14 protein-coding genes and 1 tRNA gene are annotated in these 15,070 nt (G+C 54.9%); 8 read left to right on the forward strand and 7 right to left on the reverse strand.

The window, feature by feature from the left end; all coding sequences use genetic code 11:
* Positions 1–87 precede the first annotated feature (87 nt).
* Entirely contained in the window at positions 88–579 is a 492-nt protein-coding gene (gene eco / locus H7R56_RS08135) for a serine protease inhibitor ecotin (RefSeq protein WP_182928574.1), read from the reverse strand.
* A gap of 607 nt (positions 580–1,186) precedes the next feature.
* Here eco and H7R56_RS08140 point away from each other — a divergent pair.
* Complete coding sequence (locus H7R56_RS08140) at positions 1,187–1,756, forward strand: hypothetical protein (protein ID WP_106924366.1); 570 nt, start codon at positions 1,187–1,189, stop codon at positions 1,754–1,756.
* Positions 1,756–2,139 carry a hypothetical protein gene (locus H7R56_RS08145; protein ID WP_106924367.1) on the forward strand — a complete coding sequence of 128 codons (384 nt, stop codon included), beginning with the start codon at positions 1,756–1,758 and terminating at the stop codon, positions 2,137–2,139. The genes H7R56_RS08140 and H7R56_RS08145 overlap by 1 nt, the downstream gene beginning before the upstream one ends.
* Before the next feature lie 162 nt (positions 2,140–2,301).
* Here the strand turns inward: H7R56_RS08145 and H7R56_RS08150 are convergent.
* The 3 genes from H7R56_RS08150 to H7R56_RS08160 form a co-directional block, all read right to left on the reverse strand.
* Positions 2,302–2,378: transfer RNA gene (locus H7R56_RS08150), tRNA-Pro, on the reverse strand.
* Between the two features lie 76 nt (positions 2,379–2,454).
* Positions 2,455–4,209, reverse strand: coding sequence for an LPS biosynthesis-modulating metalloenzyme YejM (gene yejM / locus H7R56_RS08155; protein ID WP_106924368.1), 1,755 nt, complete (start codon positions 4,207–4,209; stop codon positions 2,455–2,457).
* 18 nt (positions 4,210–4,227) lie between these two features.
* A complete protein-coding gene (locus tag H7R56_RS08160) occupies positions 4,228–4,455 on the reverse strand; it encodes a YejL family protein (RefSeq protein WP_106924369.1) in 228 nt (75 codons plus the stop codon).
* A 184-nt stretch (positions 4,456–4,639) separates the two neighbouring features.
* Between H7R56_RS08160 and yejK the strand changes: the two genes are divergently transcribed.
* The gene (gene yejK / locus H7R56_RS08165; protein WP_106924370.1) at positions 4,640–5,647 is read left to right on the forward strand and encodes a nucleoid-associated protein YejK; all 1,008 of its coding nucleotides are present in this window, start codon (positions 4,640–4,642) and stop codon (positions 5,645–5,647) included.
* A gap of 278 nt (positions 5,648–5,925) precedes the next feature.
* Positions 5,926–7,887 (forward strand): glycosyl hydrolase family 28 protein, encoded by a 1,962-nt coding sequence (locus H7R56_RS08170; protein ID WP_106924371.1) that lies wholly within the window; start codon positions 5,926–5,928, stop codon positions 7,885–7,887.
* A 52-nt stretch (positions 7,888–7,939) separates the two neighbouring features.
* On the opposite strand, the gene rplY is transcribed toward H7R56_RS08170, so the two are convergent.
* Positions 7,940–8,224, reverse strand: a complete 285-nt coding sequence (gene rplY, locus H7R56_RS08175; protein ID WP_106924372.1) for a 50S ribosomal protein L25 — start codon at positions 8,222–8,224, stop codon at positions 7,940–7,942.
* Between the two features lie 228 nt (positions 8,225–8,452).
* On the opposite strand from rplY, the gene H7R56_RS08180 reads away from it, so the two are divergent.
* Positions 8,453–8,986, forward strand: a complete 534-nt coding sequence (locus H7R56_RS08180; protein ID WP_106924373.1) for a lipocalin family protein — start codon at positions 8,453–8,455, stop codon at positions 8,984–8,986.
* On the opposite strand, the gene H7R56_RS08185 is transcribed toward H7R56_RS08180, so the two are convergent.
* Positions 8,983–10,740 (reverse strand): DEAD/DEAH box helicase, encoded by a 1,758-nt coding sequence (locus H7R56_RS08185; protein ID WP_106924374.1) that lies wholly within the window; start codon positions 10,738–10,740, stop codon positions 8,983–8,985. The genes H7R56_RS08180 and H7R56_RS08185 overlap by 4 nt on opposite strands.
* A gap of 152 nt (positions 10,741–10,892) precedes the next feature.
* On the opposite strand from H7R56_RS08185, the gene rsuA reads away from it, so the two are divergent.
* From rsuA to H7R56_RS08200, 3 genes are all read left to right on the forward strand, one after another.
* Complete coding sequence (gene rsuA, locus H7R56_RS08190) at positions 10,893–11,600, forward strand: 16S rRNA pseudouridine(516) synthase RsuA (protein WP_106924375.1); 708 nt, start codon at positions 10,893–10,895, stop codon at positions 11,598–11,600.
* Positions 11,601–11,621: 21 nt separating this feature from the next.
* On the forward strand, positions 11,622–12,818 hold the full coding sequence (locus H7R56_RS08195; RefSeq protein WP_106924376.1) for a Bcr/CflA family multidrug efflux MFS transporter: 1,197 nt from the start codon (positions 11,622–11,624) through the stop codon (positions 12,816–12,818).
* Positions 12,819–13,134: 316 nt separating this feature from the next.
* The gene (locus tag H7R56_RS08200) at positions 13,135–13,476 is read left to right on the forward strand and encodes a YejG family protein (RefSeq protein WP_106924377.1); all 342 of its coding nucleotides are present in this window, start codon (positions 13,135–13,137) and stop codon (positions 13,474–13,476) included.
* A gap of 3 nt (positions 13,477–13,479) precedes the next feature.
* Here the strand turns inward: H7R56_RS08200 and yejF are convergent, their stop codons facing one another.
* On the reverse strand, positions 13,480–15,069 hold the full coding sequence (yejF, locus tag H7R56_RS08205) for a microcin C ABC transporter ATP-binding protein YejF (RefSeq protein WP_106924378.1): 1,590 nt from the start codon (positions 15,067–15,069) through the stop codon (positions 13,480–13,482).
* Between the last annotated feature and the right edge of the window lies 1 nt (position 15,070).

Consider the following 15,070-nt stretch of genomic DNA (forward strand, 5'->3'; position numbering starts at 1 on the left):
CCCGCGGCGTAATTTCTGGTCACGAGAGATAAAAAAACCGGCGAATGCCGGTTTTTTTATTGTCACCTCAAGCCCGTCAGGGGGAGATTAACGCACTTCGGCGTTATGCACCGTTTCCTGAGCCTGCCAGATGCGATATTTGACTTCGACATTCTCTGGCGCGTAGACCACGATCGGCAGCTTGCTGTTGTAGCGCAGCATAGCGTCATCGCCTAGCGAAGCGGTGATGAATTTCTTGGTTTTTTCCTGGTTCGGGCAGGCCATCATGGTTGACGCCGGGCCGCTGATTTTTTCAACTACGTAATAGTCGTAGCCCCAGCCTTCCAGCGTTTTGCTTTCCAGTTCGCCGCCCAGGCGATGTTGGTTGCAGTCGACTTCCAGCGTTTTACCAATCAACAGTTCTACCTTATAGGCAGACTCATCTTTCTGCGCCGGTAGCTGAATCACCTGGCGCTTCATGCCTTTCTCAGCCTGCGGGTAAGGGGCAATTTTTTCCAGCGGCTGTTCAGCAGCCCACGCGCTGCTGGAGACGCAGGCGATGGCGAGTAATGATGCGGCAAGCTTATGTGCGTTTTTCACTGTTCATCCTTTTTATCAGTTTGCAACCGGGAGATAATATCATTCCTGGGATGAATGATAATCGTCTTTTACCAAATTTTGCATTAGGAATAGTTCTATATATCGATTTCTGCCTTATGCTTGGTTTTTTATCTCATTGGCGGGCAAGGGGCCTTACCTGTTGCGCACGTCGATGCCGCTGACGGTGAGCTGAGAAAATATCCATAAAATAAATTCCTCTGCATAAATCATCATAGTCGATGATATCCCCGATCAAAAAAAGAGATAGTTGCACCGTGAAAAAGTTTCATTGGTGTATCACAGCACATATTGCTACATTGCCGCGCCTACGTCATTTGCATTACCGAACATGAGCGCGATATTTATCTGCGCGGAATCGCCATGCTCGTTTTACGTATTAATGCGTTTGATGTTGATGTATGTGGGTTGTTAACGAGTTGGCCATATTTATTGTTTTTACATTGATATCTGACCAACGTTGTTAGTAAAAGGTAAGCTGGTTTTAATCAGTAACCGATAAATATTAATAATTTTAAAAAAGCATTATCGCTATCCGAAAGGGTAGGCGTTTTATTTGATATGGTTTGTTGTCATAGTTAAAGGTTAAATGGTGAAAAAGTTAATTGTTGTTCTCTCTTTTATTTCTGCGTCTGTTTCTGCGACGGTAGATTTTAGTCATAGTGAGGTCGTCAATGAGGCTCAGGATGGTTCTTATTCTGTAAAAATGTCGGATGGTAGCGTGTGGCGCGGCGTCACTGAAAGTGAATTGACCGCACAACAAATAAAAGGCTACCAAATGCAGCAGGCGCTGCTCCATGCTCAACAAGTTAATCACTATGGCGTGAAAGGTCATTTAAATCTGACGCCGCAGATAAACCCTGGGACTATCAACGTTGCCGTCTCCAGCCTGCATTCTGAGGCTTTAATTCAGACCCCAAACGGCATTGTGAAGGCGGGTTCGCTCCCCCCTGACGCTCAGGTTGCGGTACCCTTCAATGGCGCATTCAATCAGCCGTTAAGAAGAGGGGGCGACCATGGCGGGATGAATTCCGGCGTTGAACACGGTACGGGCAACGGTGGAAATAATGCGGCTAATTCTACTAGTGCGCATGGTTTAGGTGGTGATAATCATATCGGCGGCGGCGCTGCTCAATCAGGTTCCCGAGGTCATTGGTAATGAAAAAAATAATTTTAGCTGGTCTTATTCTCTCCGTCACATTCACCGCGCAGGCCATCAGCGAGGGATATCGCAAACAGCTGGATAAATTTGGCTGTACGCAAATGAATGATGGGCACGGCTGTGATATTCACAAAACCAAAGCGCAGAATCAGGCGGCTGCTGCAAAAGCTAAGCCAGTTGCCATTGGTGAAGTCCGGGGGGATGCCGAAACAATATTAGGAATGCGTGCTAACGTTGCTCTGGATTATTTATTAAACCATAAGTATCAGCCTTATGGCGAAAGCGATTATGTTAAAGGGAAATGGATGATTAGAGTCGTCATTGATAAAAATAAAGATTACCAGGTGGTGAATGCGCAGATTCTCCCTTTTAGTCAATAAAACAATGTTCAGAAAAATACTCTATATTTTAGCGCTGCTGTGTCTGGTATTGATATTTGCAATTGGCTGTATTGCGATTGCATGGTTAATGACGCATACACGTTAAGCCTGAAGATCAGGCATAAAAAAACCAGCCATGATGGCTGGTTTTTTTTGACTTTTTGGTCGGCACGAGAGGATTTGAACCTCCGACCCCCGACACCCCATGACGGTGCGCTACCAGGCTGCGCTACGTGCCGACGCATGAAGGCCATACTACCGCTTTTATCGCTGATTGCAAGTCGTCGGCTTGCCGATTGATTCATAATTAATCAATCAGTTAGCGATAAAGCGTTTTTCCTCTGTTAACACCTGTAACAGCAGGCTGAGCTGCGCTTTCTGGTCACGCACGCGCTCGCCTTCGGCGGTCCAGGTTTTATAGTGACCGTTACGATCGAGCACCACGCTCATCGTCGGGGTCGTAATGGCCAGCGAGTCGTTATCCGCTGAGGTGACCCAGTTATGACGGCGAGCTGCGCTGAACAGGTCCTGCCCCTGCGAGTATTCGTTGGCCGACGTACTGACGTGCAGCAGGCGCTGCATCAGCGTCGTCATAATATCTTTATGGTTGGTCAGCAAACCAATGCGCTGCGCCGGTGTGCCCGGCCAGTGGATGACCAGCGGAACCTGAAGCTGCGCGCGTGACCACTCGAAGCTATTATTCTGCCCGTTCAGCGCGACGCCGTGGCCAGCGGTAATAATGACGACCGTATCCTTCAGCTTGCCTGAGTCACGCAGGGCGTCCAGCACGCGGCTAATTTGTTCATCAACCTGGGCGGCCGCGCGGCCGTACTGCTGATCGGTTGCCTGCGCGTTACTGACGCTGGTGCCGTTAAACGATACCCACGAGAACCAGCGGTTCTCATCCTGGGCATTGTTCTTCAGCCAGTTAATCCACTGGTTCGCCGTTTGCGTATCGTTCTGCGCTTTGCCCGGCGGCAGCGAGAAGTCGGACAGCAGCGCCTGACGATAAATCGGGCTTTCAAAACCGTCGGAAGAGAACAGCCCCAGCTGGTAGCCCTGCTGGTTCAGCGCGCTGATCAGCGCCGCGGGAATACGCGCGGCCAGGACGCCATCCATGTAGGTTGGTGAAATACCGTAGAACAGTCCGAAGAGACCGTTATCGGCGGTATTCCCGGCGCTCATATGTTGGGTAAAGTTGACGTTATCGTGGGCAAAATGCGCCAGCGATGGCATCTGTTTTTCGAACCGTGAGTAGTTCAGGCCATCGACGGTAATCAGCAGTACGTTCTGCCCGGCACCCATATCGCGGAAGCGCAGATCGCTAAGCGGATATTGTACGGTGACGGCTTCAGGATCGCCCTGTTCAACCAGACGGCGCTGGTAGTCCTGGGCGTCGAGCAGACCGTGTTTTTCCAGGAAGCGGCGGGCCGTCATCGGATAGGAAAGCGGCAGGTTAGCGCGCTGCATGGTAATCGGGCGATAGAAGTTCGCATCCGCCCAGATATACATCACGTGCGAGGCAATAAAGGACGCAAAGAAGAACCATGCCACCGGGCGCGCATAGTGGCGGCGGCGCGTCAGGCTGCGTAGCTTCTGCCAGCTCCAGGTTGCAAAGAGCATTTCTACGAGCAGGATAACCGGCACGCTGATAAACATGAGCTGCCAGTCGCGGGCCGTCTCGTTTTGATCGGGGTTGATCACCAGCTCCCACACCACCGGATTAAGGTGCAGGTGGAAGCGGGTAAAGACCTCGCTATCGATAAGCAGCAGCGTCATGCCCGCCGTCGCCAGAATGGCGGACAAGAAGCGCATCAGGCGCTGGGACATGACGACAAAGGTCAGGGGGAACAGTATCAGCAGGTAGGCAGAGAACACCAGAAAGCTGAAGTGCCCGACAAGGCTGATGTAGGAGAAAACGCGTCCGGCCAGCGTTGTCGGCCAGTCGGCAACAAACAGATAGCGGCTACCGAGCACCATGGCCAACAGCATGTTGAACAGGGCGAACCAGTGCCCCCAGCTAACCATCTGGGAGACTTTTTCTCGATAGGGCTGACGATGTGTCACCATAAACTGTTGCTTGTACCCTTAGTGCGCAGGATCGCTATCAATGGAAGATTGCAGCGCCTGGGCAAAAGAACGTGCGATAGCCTGGCGTTGAGCCGGAGCTACGCTGCTGTTAATCAGGTTGGTCACCATATTACCCAGAACCATCAGCGAAAGGTCGGTCGGGGCTTTATGTTGTTCCAGCACGTTAGCCAGCTCGCTCAGCAGCTGTTCTACGTGTTCATCACTATAGCGGGATTGTTGTGGCATAAATCGAAATCTGTCTGTTCATTAAAGGGCAGTATATTACCGTAGCAGCAGCATTTTTTCCGCTTTTTTTCGGCGTAACGCGTTATCCTTTGCGCATTATACTGCCGCGACCTCGGTAAAGTTGCGTGTTGCACAGTGACATCGGGGGTGGTTGAATACACCCGATCATTAAGGAGAGTTTAACATGAGTCTGGATATCGACCAGATTGCTTTGCATCAGCTCGTCAAACGCGACGAGCAAAACCTTGACGTGGTGCTGCGCGACACGCTGCTGGAGCCAACCGCGCCGGTTGAAGAAATGATGGCAGAGTTGCATCGGGTGTACAGCGCAAAGAACAAGGCCTACGGCCTGTTTACTGAAGAAAGCGAGCTGGCGCAGGCGCTGAAACTGCAGCGTCAGGGCGAGGAAGACTTCCTGGCGTTCAGCCGTGCGGCCACCGGCCGTCTGCGTGACGAACTGGCGAAGTATCCGTTTGCCGACGGCGGCATCGTGCTGTTTTGCCACTATCGTTATCTGGCGGTGGAATACCTGCTGGTGGCGGTGCTCAATAACCTGAGCAGTATGCGCGTTAACGAACAGCTGGATATCAGCGCGACCCACTACCTGGACATTAACCACGCGGATATCGTGGCGCGTATTGATTTAACCGAGTGGGAAACTAATCCGGAGTCAACCCGCTATCTGACCTTCCTCAAAGGCCGCGTCGGCCGCAAAGTTGCCGACTTCTTTATGGACTTCCTCGGCGCCAGCGAGGGCCTTAACGCCAAGGTGCAGAACCGTGGCCTGCTGCAGGCGCTGGACGATTTTGCCGCTGAAGCGGAGCTGGATAAAAACGAACGTCAGAACGTGCGTCAGCAGGTTTACGCCTACTGCAACGAACAACTGCAGGCTGGGGAAGAAATCGAGCTGGAATCGCTGTCTAAAGAGCTGTCTGGCGTGAGTGAAGTGAGCTTCAGCGAGTTTACCGCCGAAAAAGGCTACGAGCTGGAAGAGAGCTTCCCGGCGGATCGCAGCACGCTGCGTCAGCTGACTAAATTTGCCGGCAGCGGCGGCGGCCTGACGATTAACTTCGACGCCATGCTGCTGGGTGAGCGTATTTTCTGGGACCCTGCGACCGACACGCTGACCATTAAAGGCACGCCTCCAAACCTGCGCGACCAGCTACAGCGCCGGACCTCAGGCAAGAGTTAACCCCTCAGAGCCCGCACGCACTGCTGCGGGCTCTGTCTATCCCCGCATTCGCGTATCTTGAGTGACCCCACTCGCAATTCTGCTATCACACCGCGCCTTAACGGGTTGAATTTTGACCTCACTCTCAGTTATTTCTTAACAAAATAAATAAAAATGCGTTTCATTTTATATGCAAAGTTATTTTGATTCGATAAAAGGAGGGCCGTTTTAGCAAAGAACGGCCTATGGCCGCGGTATTTTTTGCCTGATGCCGCGGGTAACTGAGAGGATAATTAAACATGCACAATACCTTCAGACACTCCCGGATCGCGTTAGCCTTGGCGATCGTCTTCGCTGGTGCGCTCAGCGGCTGTGATAATAGCGCTGCGGCACAGCGCGAGGGATCTGCGGCCCCACAGAATGTCCAGTCGCCGGTACTCTCCGCCGATGATACGCACGCGGTGTTGGTATGGGAAAAGCCGCTCGCCGAGGCAGAAAAGGTGGTCGATTACCATATCTACCGCGACGGGACGTTTGTGGGCAGCGTGCGGGATAACCAGGACGTTTACTCGCCGGCTAAACCCTACATTGATAATTTTTACCAAACGCTGGATGACGGCTGGCAGCAAAAGGTGGATCTGCGCAGTTTCACCGCCGATGGCCTGAAGGCCGATACGCAGTATCGCTTCACGGTTCGCGCCGTCTATGCCGATGGAAAAGAGTCTGCTGACAGCCAGCCAATAACGCTGCGTACGACCAAAACACCGCACGTGATTGATGTGAAAAGCGTGGGGGCGATAGGCGATGGCAAAACGCTGAACACGACGGCGTTACAAAAGGCGATCGACAGCTGCACGCTTGCTGCTTATCCCCAGGGGTGTAAGGTGACGATTCGCGATGGCGTCTTTAAAACCGGCGCCCTGTTCCTGCACAGCGACATGACGCTGGAAATCGCCGAAGGGGCAACCCTGCTAGGCTCGGATAATCCGGCAGACTACCCGATGAGCAAAGGTTATTTCCTCTATCCCTACACCGATAATCCGTTGCCGAAGCGCCCACCGTCGCTGATTAACGCACTGGAAGCGAACGATCGCGGTAGCTCGCATGCGGGAACCTTCCAGAATATTCGTCTGGTCGGTAAGGGTACCGTTGATGGCAACGGCTGGACGCGCGGCGTGAAGGCGGGCGGGGCGGAATCGATAGTGGATGAACTGGGCAATACCCTGCCGCAGTATCGCGCCAGCAATGCGAAGAAAGTCGGGGAAGATGGCGTACTGGCAAAAAATCAGACCGAGCAGGCGGTAGCGGAAGGTATGGACCGCGATAGCGCGTATAAAAACCGTCGTTCTAGCCTGATGACGCTGCGCGGCGTGCGCAATCTTTATCTGGAAGGTCTTACCATCCTGAATCCGGCCTTCCACGGCATTATGGTGCTGGAGTCGGAGAATCTCGCCTTCAATGCGCTTAGCCATAAAACTTTCGACGGTAATAACGCCGACGGCATTGAGCTGGGCAACAGTCAGCATGGCCTGGTGTTTAACAACTTCTTTGATACCGGCGATGACGGCATGAATTTCGCCGCGGGCTACGGGAAAGGCGTGGAAACTTTTGCTCAGAAGGCGCAAAGCGGCGCGTGGATCTTTAACAACTATTTCCGCAAAGCGCACGGCGCAGTGGTAACCGGTAGTCATACCGGCGCGTGGATAGAAAAAATTATCGCCGAAGATAACGTGATGTACCTGACCGATATCGGCCTGCGCATGAAAAGTCGCCCTTATTACGGCGGCGGCGCACGTGAGGTGGTATTCCGTAATAACGCCATGAAAGACCTGGCGAAAGAACCCTTTATTTTCACTATTAAATACAGCGCGGATGTTAACGACACCACGCCAGCGGCCGAGCCTGCGCAGTTCCGCAACGTGACCGTGGAAAACGTCTCCGTGGACGGTACGGCAGCGAAGAAAAGTATTCTGGTTGACGGCATGACCGCGCAGGAAATGACGCAAGCGTACGGCATTACCTATGCGCGCGATGCTTATCATCAGGATATTGCGTTCCACAACGTGAAGTTTCGCCATACCCAGGCGAGCAATATTAGCTTCCTGCGAGACAGTCAGTTTACGCAGGTCACTTTCGATCCTGCCGGGAAAGCGTGGAACTTTGCGCAGGTGAGCGGAATTACGCTGAAAGACGGCGTGAATGATGCCGTGATATCGGCGACAGGTACGGAGAAGATTGTGCGGGATGCCGCATCGAAGTAAAAAAACGGCTCCCATAAGGAGCCGTTCTTTCATCACGTAGATTCGTTAGCGATTAAGCGCGTACGAAGTCGATGTGAGACAGTTTCGGCTTGAACGGGTGACGCTGCACCGCCTGAGCTTTAACTTTTTCTTCTTTACCATCAACAACGATGGTCAGAACTTCGCTGTAAAATTCAGCGTTGTTCTGCAGGTTCCACAGCTTGTCGTGGTCCAGTTCGATAGCAACCGGAGCTGCTTCGCCACCATAAATGATAGCCGGGAACTTGTTAGCTGCGCGCAGGCGGCGGCTCGCACCCTTACCCTGCTCTTTACGTGCTTGTGCTTCGATAGTAAACATTGAATAGCTCTCTTGATTAATCCTGCTACAGGCGACCCAGCAGCAGGCAAATGATCTGCTTCACGGATGTGAAAGCGGGCGGCATTATAGCTTCGATTCCCCGGGCGGGCAATGAAAACCTCACCGGGAAGAGGGCGTTACGCCAGGGCTCGCTCCCTTGTCTGAATTTGACCACGCGGCTTTTCTATCCTCTACACTTAAGGCGAGCCATTTTTGACAGGAGGAGACATGAGAATATGGCCCATCGTGACGGGGGTGGCTATTTCTTTGGCGCTGGTGGCCTGCCGCTCGCCGACGCCGCCGAAAGGCGTCACGCCCATTAATGATTTTGACGCCAGCCGTTATCTGGGCAAGTGGTATGAGATTGCTCGCCTGGAGAACCGCTTTGAACGGGGATTGGAGCAGGTTAATGCAACCTATGGCAAACGGGCCGACGGCGGGATTTCTGTCGCCAACCGCGGCTTCGACCCGCAGAAAGGCGAGTGGAAGCTGAGTGAAGGGAAGGCGTATTTTACCGGTGAGCCCACGACGGCAGCGCTGAAGGTTTCCTTCTTTGGTCCGTTCTACGGTGGCTACAACGTGATTGCGTTGGATGATGAATACCAATATGCGCTGGTCAGCGGGCCCAACCGCGACTATCTGTGGATTCTGTCGCGCACGCCGACGCTGCCGCCGCAGGTACGTCAGAATTACCTGAACATTGCCCGCGGCCTCGGTTTTGCTGTCGATCGCTTGGTGTGGGTGAAGCAAACGCACAGCTAGCGTAGTTCGTTGGCCCGGCGGTAGCGCCCTTCATAGTCGAAGATCTTTTCCCGCACCTGCCAGTAGGGGCCTTTTTTGCGGGCGACGACAAAATCCGGTGCCCGCAGCAGAGCCTGCTGGCTGAGGATATCGGCGGGCGTTATCCAGCGCAGCGGTACGCCGGGCGTACGGGTATGCGGGCGAATAAACAGCTGCTCAAACGCCGTTTTCTGTGCGGGTGTGTGCAGGCGGAAGCGTTCGCTGACGTCGGCACCATCTTCGTCGTAATAGGTGATTTTCAGCCAGCCACCTTTTTCGTCCATCCCGTCCTGTAACACCATGCCGCTACAGCGCAGCACCAGCGCGTCTTTTAGCTTCAGCGCCGCCTTCAGCATATCGTCCGGGTCCACCAGTACGGTGTCGCACTTGCGACAGCGGCGGGCGGCAATATCGTTCTCGGCGTTACACTGCGGGCAGTTTTTAAAGCGGAAGCGGTAGTCGCACTGCTCGCGGTGGCCTTCATCATCCTCAAGCCAGCCCTGGCAGCGGCGGCCAAAATGCTCAATGAGCGTGCCGTCGGCGGTCATTTTGCCCCAGAAGGTATTGGCAAAGCCGCAGCCAGGGCAGAATACCTGTACCGGCACGTTATCGCTTTTACCTTTGGGTGCCCCCACTTCCGGGGCGTACAGGTCGTGTGGGTTGCCGGCGTAATCCAGAATCAGACAGTCCGTTTTCCCCGGTGCCAGCCGCAGGCCGCGGCCGACAATCTGTTGATACAGACTGATCGATTCCGTTGGGCGCAGGATAGCAATCAGATCGACGTGCGGCGCATCAAAGCCGGTCGTCAGGACCGCGACGTTCACCAGGTAGCGGAACCGCTGGTTTTTAAACGCCTCAATCAGGCTGTCGCGCTGCGGCCCCGGCGTTTCGCCGGTGATCAGCGCGGCATCATCGGCGGGCAGCAGGCCGGTGATTTCCCGGGCGTGTTCAACGGTGGCGGCGAAGATCATCACCCCTTTGCGCGTCTGTGCGAACTCTTCTATCTGGCTAATAATGTGCGGCGTGATGCGCTGCTGCTGTTTGAGTTCACGGTTGAGATCCGCCTCGCTAAACAGGCCATTGCTGTTGGCCTGCAGGCGGCTGAAATCGTACTGCACGACCGGCATGTCCAGCCGTTCCGGCGGCGTCAGGTAGCCGTGCTTTATCATGTAGCGTAGCGGCAGCTCGTAGATACAGTCACGGAACAGGGCATTTTTATCGCCGCGCACCATACCATGATAGTGGAACTGATAAATCCAGCCTTTGCCGAGGCGGAAGGGCGTTGCCGTGAGTCCGAGCAGGCGGATCTGCGGATTGACCTTTTGCAGGTGGCCGAGGATTTGCTGGTACTGACTATCGTCGTCGTCGCTGATGCGGTGGCATTCGTCGACGATCAGCAGCGAAAACTCCCCCTGAAAATGGTCAAGATTTCGCGCTACGGACTGTACGCTGCCAAAAACCACCTTACCGTGACTCTCTTTGCGTTTCAGCCCGGCGGCATAAATATCGGCTTCCAGCCCGAGCGCGCAGTATTTGGCATGGTTCTGTGCGACCAGCTCTTTCACGTGAGCCAGCACCAGAACGCGGCCGCGCGCCAGCCGCGCCAGCTCGGCGATGACCAGACTTTTGCCTGCGCCGGTGGGGAGCACGATAACCGCAGGTTCGGTATGGCGGCGAAAGTAGGCCAGGGTGGCGTCAACCGCTTCCTGTTGATAGGGACGTAGTGTAAAAGTCATTGCCGTGATGTTAGTCCTTAATAGCCAAATAGTATGCCATGAATCTTTTCGCTTGAGTGGGATAACAAGCCCGTTATACTTAACGATTGTTACTACTCCTTTTGCGGACGTTTCGTCCGGCACCCGGCACTATTACAGGCTAAAAATACTTCATGCGACTTGATAAGTTTATCGCTCAGCAACTCGGCGTCAGCCGTGCTATTGCCGGGCGTTTGATCCGCGGGCACCACGTGACCGTTGATGACGAAGTGGTACGCGATACCGCCTTCAAACTGCAACCCGAACATAGCGTGGCCTATGAAGGCAATTCGCTGACGCAGCAGAGCGGCCCGCGCTATTTTATGCTCAACAAGCCTCAGGGCTATGTCTGCTCAACCGAAGATCCGGATCACCCGACGGTGCTGTATTTCCTTGATGAACCGGTAGCGCACAAGCTGCATGCTGCGGGGCGTCTGGATATCGACACGACCGGGCTGGTGCTGATGACCGACGACGGTCAATGGTCTCATCGCATCACCTCGCCGCGTCACCACTGCGAAAAAACCTATCTGGTGACGCTGGAAAACCCGGTAAGCGATGATACCGCCGCGCAGTTTGCCAAAGGTGTGCAGCTGCACAATGAAAAAGATCTCACCAAACCCGCCGTGCTGGAAGTGGTGACGCCTACTGAAGTGCGTCTGACCATCAGCGAAGGCCGTTACCACCAGGTAAAACGGATGTTTGCCGCCGTGGGCAACCACGTCGTAGGGCTGCATCGTGAACGCATCGGCGAGATAGCCCTCGACCCCACGCTGGAGCCAGGGGAATACCGCCCATTAACCGCAGAAGAAATCGCCAGCGTTGGCGCCCCAATGCGCTAACCCACTCATTAGAGGTAGATTGTGACGTCCAGGCCGCGCTCGTCGTTAAAGATTGTTTTTATTCTTGGCCTTCTGGCCATGTTAATGCCGCTGTCGATCGACATGTACCTTCCGGCGCTGCCGGTCATTTCCGCGCAGTTTGGCGTTCCGGCCGGCAGCGCGCAGATGACCCTCAGCACCTATATTCTCGGCTTTGCGCTTGGCCAGTTGCTGTATGGCCCGATGGCCGATAGCCTGGGACGCAAGCCGGTGATCCTCGGCGGCACGCTGATCTTTGCCGCGGCGGCGGTGGCCTGTGCGCTAGCACCGACAATCGACTACCTCATCACCACGCGTTTCTTCCACGGTCTGGCGGCGGCAGCGGCAAGCGTGGTGATAAACGCCCTGATGCGCGATATTTATCCAAAAGAAGAGTTCTCGCGCATGATGTCGTTTGTCATGCTGGTGACCACCATCGCGCCGCTGGTGGCGCCGATGGTCGGCGGTGCGGTACTGGTGTGGTTTAGCTGGCATGCAATCTTCTGGATTCTGGCGTTAGCGGCGCTGCTGGCGTCGGCGATGATCTACTTCTTTATCGATGAAACGCTGCCGGTTGAGCGGCGTCAGCCGTTTCGCCTAAGCACCACGCTCGGCAACTTTGCTTCGCTGTTCCGCCACAAGCGGGTGCTGGCGTACATGCTGGCTAGCGGCTTTAGCTTTGCGGCAATGTTCTCGTTCCTGAGCGCCGGGCCGTTTGTTTACATCGAGTTGAACCACGTTTCGCCGCAGCACTTTGGCTATTATTTCGCGCTGAACATCGTTTTCCTCTTTATTACTACCACGATCAACAGCCGCTTCGTCCGCCGGGTGGGGGCGCTATGGATGTTCCGCGCCGGGCTGCTGATTCAGTTTGCGATGGCTATCTGGATGGTGGTCACCGCGCTGCTGGACGTCGGCTTCTGGTCGCTGGTGCTGGGGATTGCGGCGTTTATCGGCTGCGTGTCGATGGTTTCTTCTAACGCCATGGCGGTCATTCTTGATGAGTTTCCGCATATGGCCGGTACGGCCTCTTCGCTGGCTGGCACCTTCCGCTTCGGTATCGGCGCCATTGTGGGTGCGCTGCTGTCGATGGCCACCTTTACCACCGCCTGGCCGATGCTCATTTCCATTGCGCTCTGCGCCTCCTGTTCCATCCTCTTCTATCTCTACGCCAGTCGACCGCGCAAAGCGTCGCACTAGTCAGCTTTTTGCAGGGGCGAAATACGCCCCTTTGTTGATACATATCAACAGAAATTGCATTGCCGCTGGGGTGTAATGTTTCTTTTATGTAAAATCCATTAATGTAAAAAGTCACATTGTTGTAGATAAAAAGATTGCGTTAGATCACAGATACGGGTACATATAGCGCGCAAATGCATCAGTACACCGAATGATGTCGTAAGAAGAATGTTGAATGCAGGCGTTTTTTTGCTGGATGCAGGACGATTTGTCAACAATGTGTTAATATGGATGTGAAATAATTGTGAAGCACTGTTGCTTCCGGGGAAAGAACGTAATGACATTACAGCTATCAATCGTACATCGACTGCCGCAGGACTATCGCTGGTCTGCGGGTTTTGCAGGTTCCAAAGTTGAACCGATTCCGCAAAATGGCACGGCGGGCGAAAACGCGCTGGTGGCGCTCAAGCTTTTAAGTCCGGACGGCGACAGCGCCTGGCCGGTGATGCACTCGCTTAGCCAGGCGCTCACGGATATCTCCGTCGACTGCTCCGTGCTGGAGTGCGAAGGCGAGCCGTGCCTGTTTGTGAAGCGCCAGGACGAATTTGCCGCGACCTGCCGTCTGAAAAACTTTGGCGTCGCCATTGCTGAGCCGTTTTCCGGTAACAATCCGTTTTAACCGTCAGCTCAGCGCGATGAGCTGACGCGTATACGCCTGCCTGGGTTCGGTAAAAACGCGCCGACATTCACCCTGCTCGACAACCTCTCCCTGCCGCAACACGATGACCTGGTGGCACAGCGATCGGACAACCTGCAAATCGTGGCTGATAAAGATATAGGCCAGACCATGCTTTTCCTGTAACGCCTTGAGCAGCGCCAGGATCTGTGACTGAACGGTGCGATCGAGCGATGAGGTGGGTTCGTCCAGCACGATCAGCTGCGGTTTGAGGATTAGCGCCCGCGCGATGGCGATGCGCTGCCGTTGCCCGCCGGAAAAAGCCGCCGGGTAGCGCTGGCGGGTGTCGGGATCTAACCCCACTTCCTGCATGACGTGGATAACCTGCTGTTCGCGTTCGGCCGACGACAGCGACGGCTGGTGCACCCGCAGACCTTCCTCAATAATCTGTAGCGCGGTCAGCCGCGGGTTGAGCGACGAATTGGGGTCCTGAAATACCACCTGAATACGATGGCGTAGCGGTAGCATCTGCTGGCGATTGCGCCCCTGAAGGGCTTCACCGGCGAAGCGAATCTCACCCTGAGAAGCAATCAGCCGCAGCAGCGCCAGCCCGGTCGTACTTTTACCTGAACCCGATTCCCCTACCAGACCCAGCGTTTCACCGGCTCGCAGAGTAAAGCTCAGGTTTTTCACCACCTGATTCTGGTCAACGATCCGCCGTAGAATGCCTTTACGCACAGGAAATGCCACGCTGAGCTGATTCACTTCGAGTAGCGGCACGGCGTCCGGGGGAAGGGCGCAGGGCTCGCCGGTGGGCTCGCTGTCGAGCAGCCTGCGGGTGTACGGATGCTGGGGGGCTGCGAACAGCGCCGTTGATGCGTTTTGTTCAACGCAGCGTCCGTGCTGCATCACCGCCACCCGGTCGGCCAATTTGCGCACGATGCTCAGGTTATGCGTAATGAACAATAGCCCCATATTGAGCTCCGCGCGCAGCTCGCGCAGCAGCTGAAGAATTTGCGCCTGTACCGAAACGTCCAGCGCGGTGGTGGGCTCATCGGCAATCAGCAGCTCCGGGCGGGTGAGAAGGGCCATGGCAATCATTACCCGCTGACGTTCGCCGCCGGAAAGCTGGTGCGGGTAGTCCGCCAGCCGTTTTAAAGCATGACGGATGCCAACGCGCTCCAGGCAGTCGAGAATTTCGCCGCGCGCTGCCTCTTTACGCATCCCTCGGTGCAGCGACAGCACCTCGCCGAGCTGTTTTTCCAGCGTGTGCAGCGGATTTAACGACACCATCGGTTCCTGGAAGATCATGGCGATGCGGTTTCCGCGCACCCCGCGCAGGGTTTGCGGGCTGGCATGGAGCAGCGACTCGCCGGCAAAGCGGATATCACCGGTCGGATAGCTGACCGGTGGCTCCGGTAGCAGGCGCAGAATGGACAGCGCCGAGACGCTTTTCCCTGAACCCGATTCACCGACCAGCGCCAGCGTTTCACCGGCGTTCAGCGACAGCGAGAGCTGCTCGACGACGGTGGTGGTCACACCCTGCTGGCGAAAGGCGATAGAAAGGTTGTCGATTTCCAGAAGTGGCTGCTGCATC

Source organism: Klebsiella sp. WP3-W18-ESBL-02, from assembly GCF_014168815.1.
Classification (GTDB): Bacteria; Pseudomonadota; Gammaproteobacteria; order Enterobacterales; family Enterobacteriaceae; genus Kluyvera; species Kluyvera ascorbata_B.

Bases quoted from the DNA above. Each gene is read 5' to 3' on its own strand.
- H7R56_RS08160 (WP_106924369.1), bottom strand. From the start codon at position 4,455: ATGCCACAACAATCCCGCTATAGTGATGAACACGTAGAACAGCTGCTG.
- rsuA (WP_106924375.1), top strand. From the start codon at position 10,893: ATGCGACTTGATAAGTTTATCGCTCAGCAACTCGGCGTCAGCCGTGCT.
- H7R56_RS08185 (WP_106924374.1), bottom strand. From the start codon at position 10,740: ATGACTTTTACACTACGTCCCTATCAACAGGAAGCGGTTGACGCCACC.
- H7R56_RS08145 (WP_106924367.1), top strand. From the start codon at position 1,756: ATGAAAAAAATAATTTTAGCTGGTCTTATTCTCTCCGTCACATTCACC.
- yejF (WP_106924378.1), bottom strand. From the start codon at position 15,069: ATGCAGCAGCCACTTCTGGAAATCGACAACCTTTCTATCGCCTTTCGC.
- H7R56_RS08140 (WP_106924366.1), top strand. From the start codon at position 1,187: ATGGTGAAAAAGTTAATTGTTGTTCTCTCTTTTATTTCTGCGTCTGTT.
- H7R56_RS08200 (WP_106924377.1), top strand. From the start codon at position 13,135: ATGACATTACAGCTATCAATCGTACATCGACTGCCGCAGGACTATCGC.
- yejK (WP_106924370.1), top strand. From the start codon at position 4,640: ATGAGTCTGGATATCGACCAGATTGCTTTGCATCAGCTCGTCAAACGC.
- H7R56_RS08180 (WP_106924373.1), top strand. From the start codon at position 8,453: ATGAGAATATGGCCCATCGTGACGGGGGTGGCTATTTCTTTGGCGCTG.
- yejM (WP_106924368.1), bottom strand. From the start codon at position 4,209: ATGGTGACACATCGTCAGCCCTATCGAGAAAAAGTCTCCCAGATGGTT.
- H7R56_RS08170 (WP_106924371.1), top strand. From the start codon at position 5,926: ATGCACAATACCTTCAGACACTCCCGGATCGCGTTAGCCTTGGCGATC.
- rplY (WP_106924372.1), bottom strand. From the start codon at position 8,224: ATGTTTACTATCGAAGCACAAGCACGTAAAGAGCAGGGTAAGGGTGCG.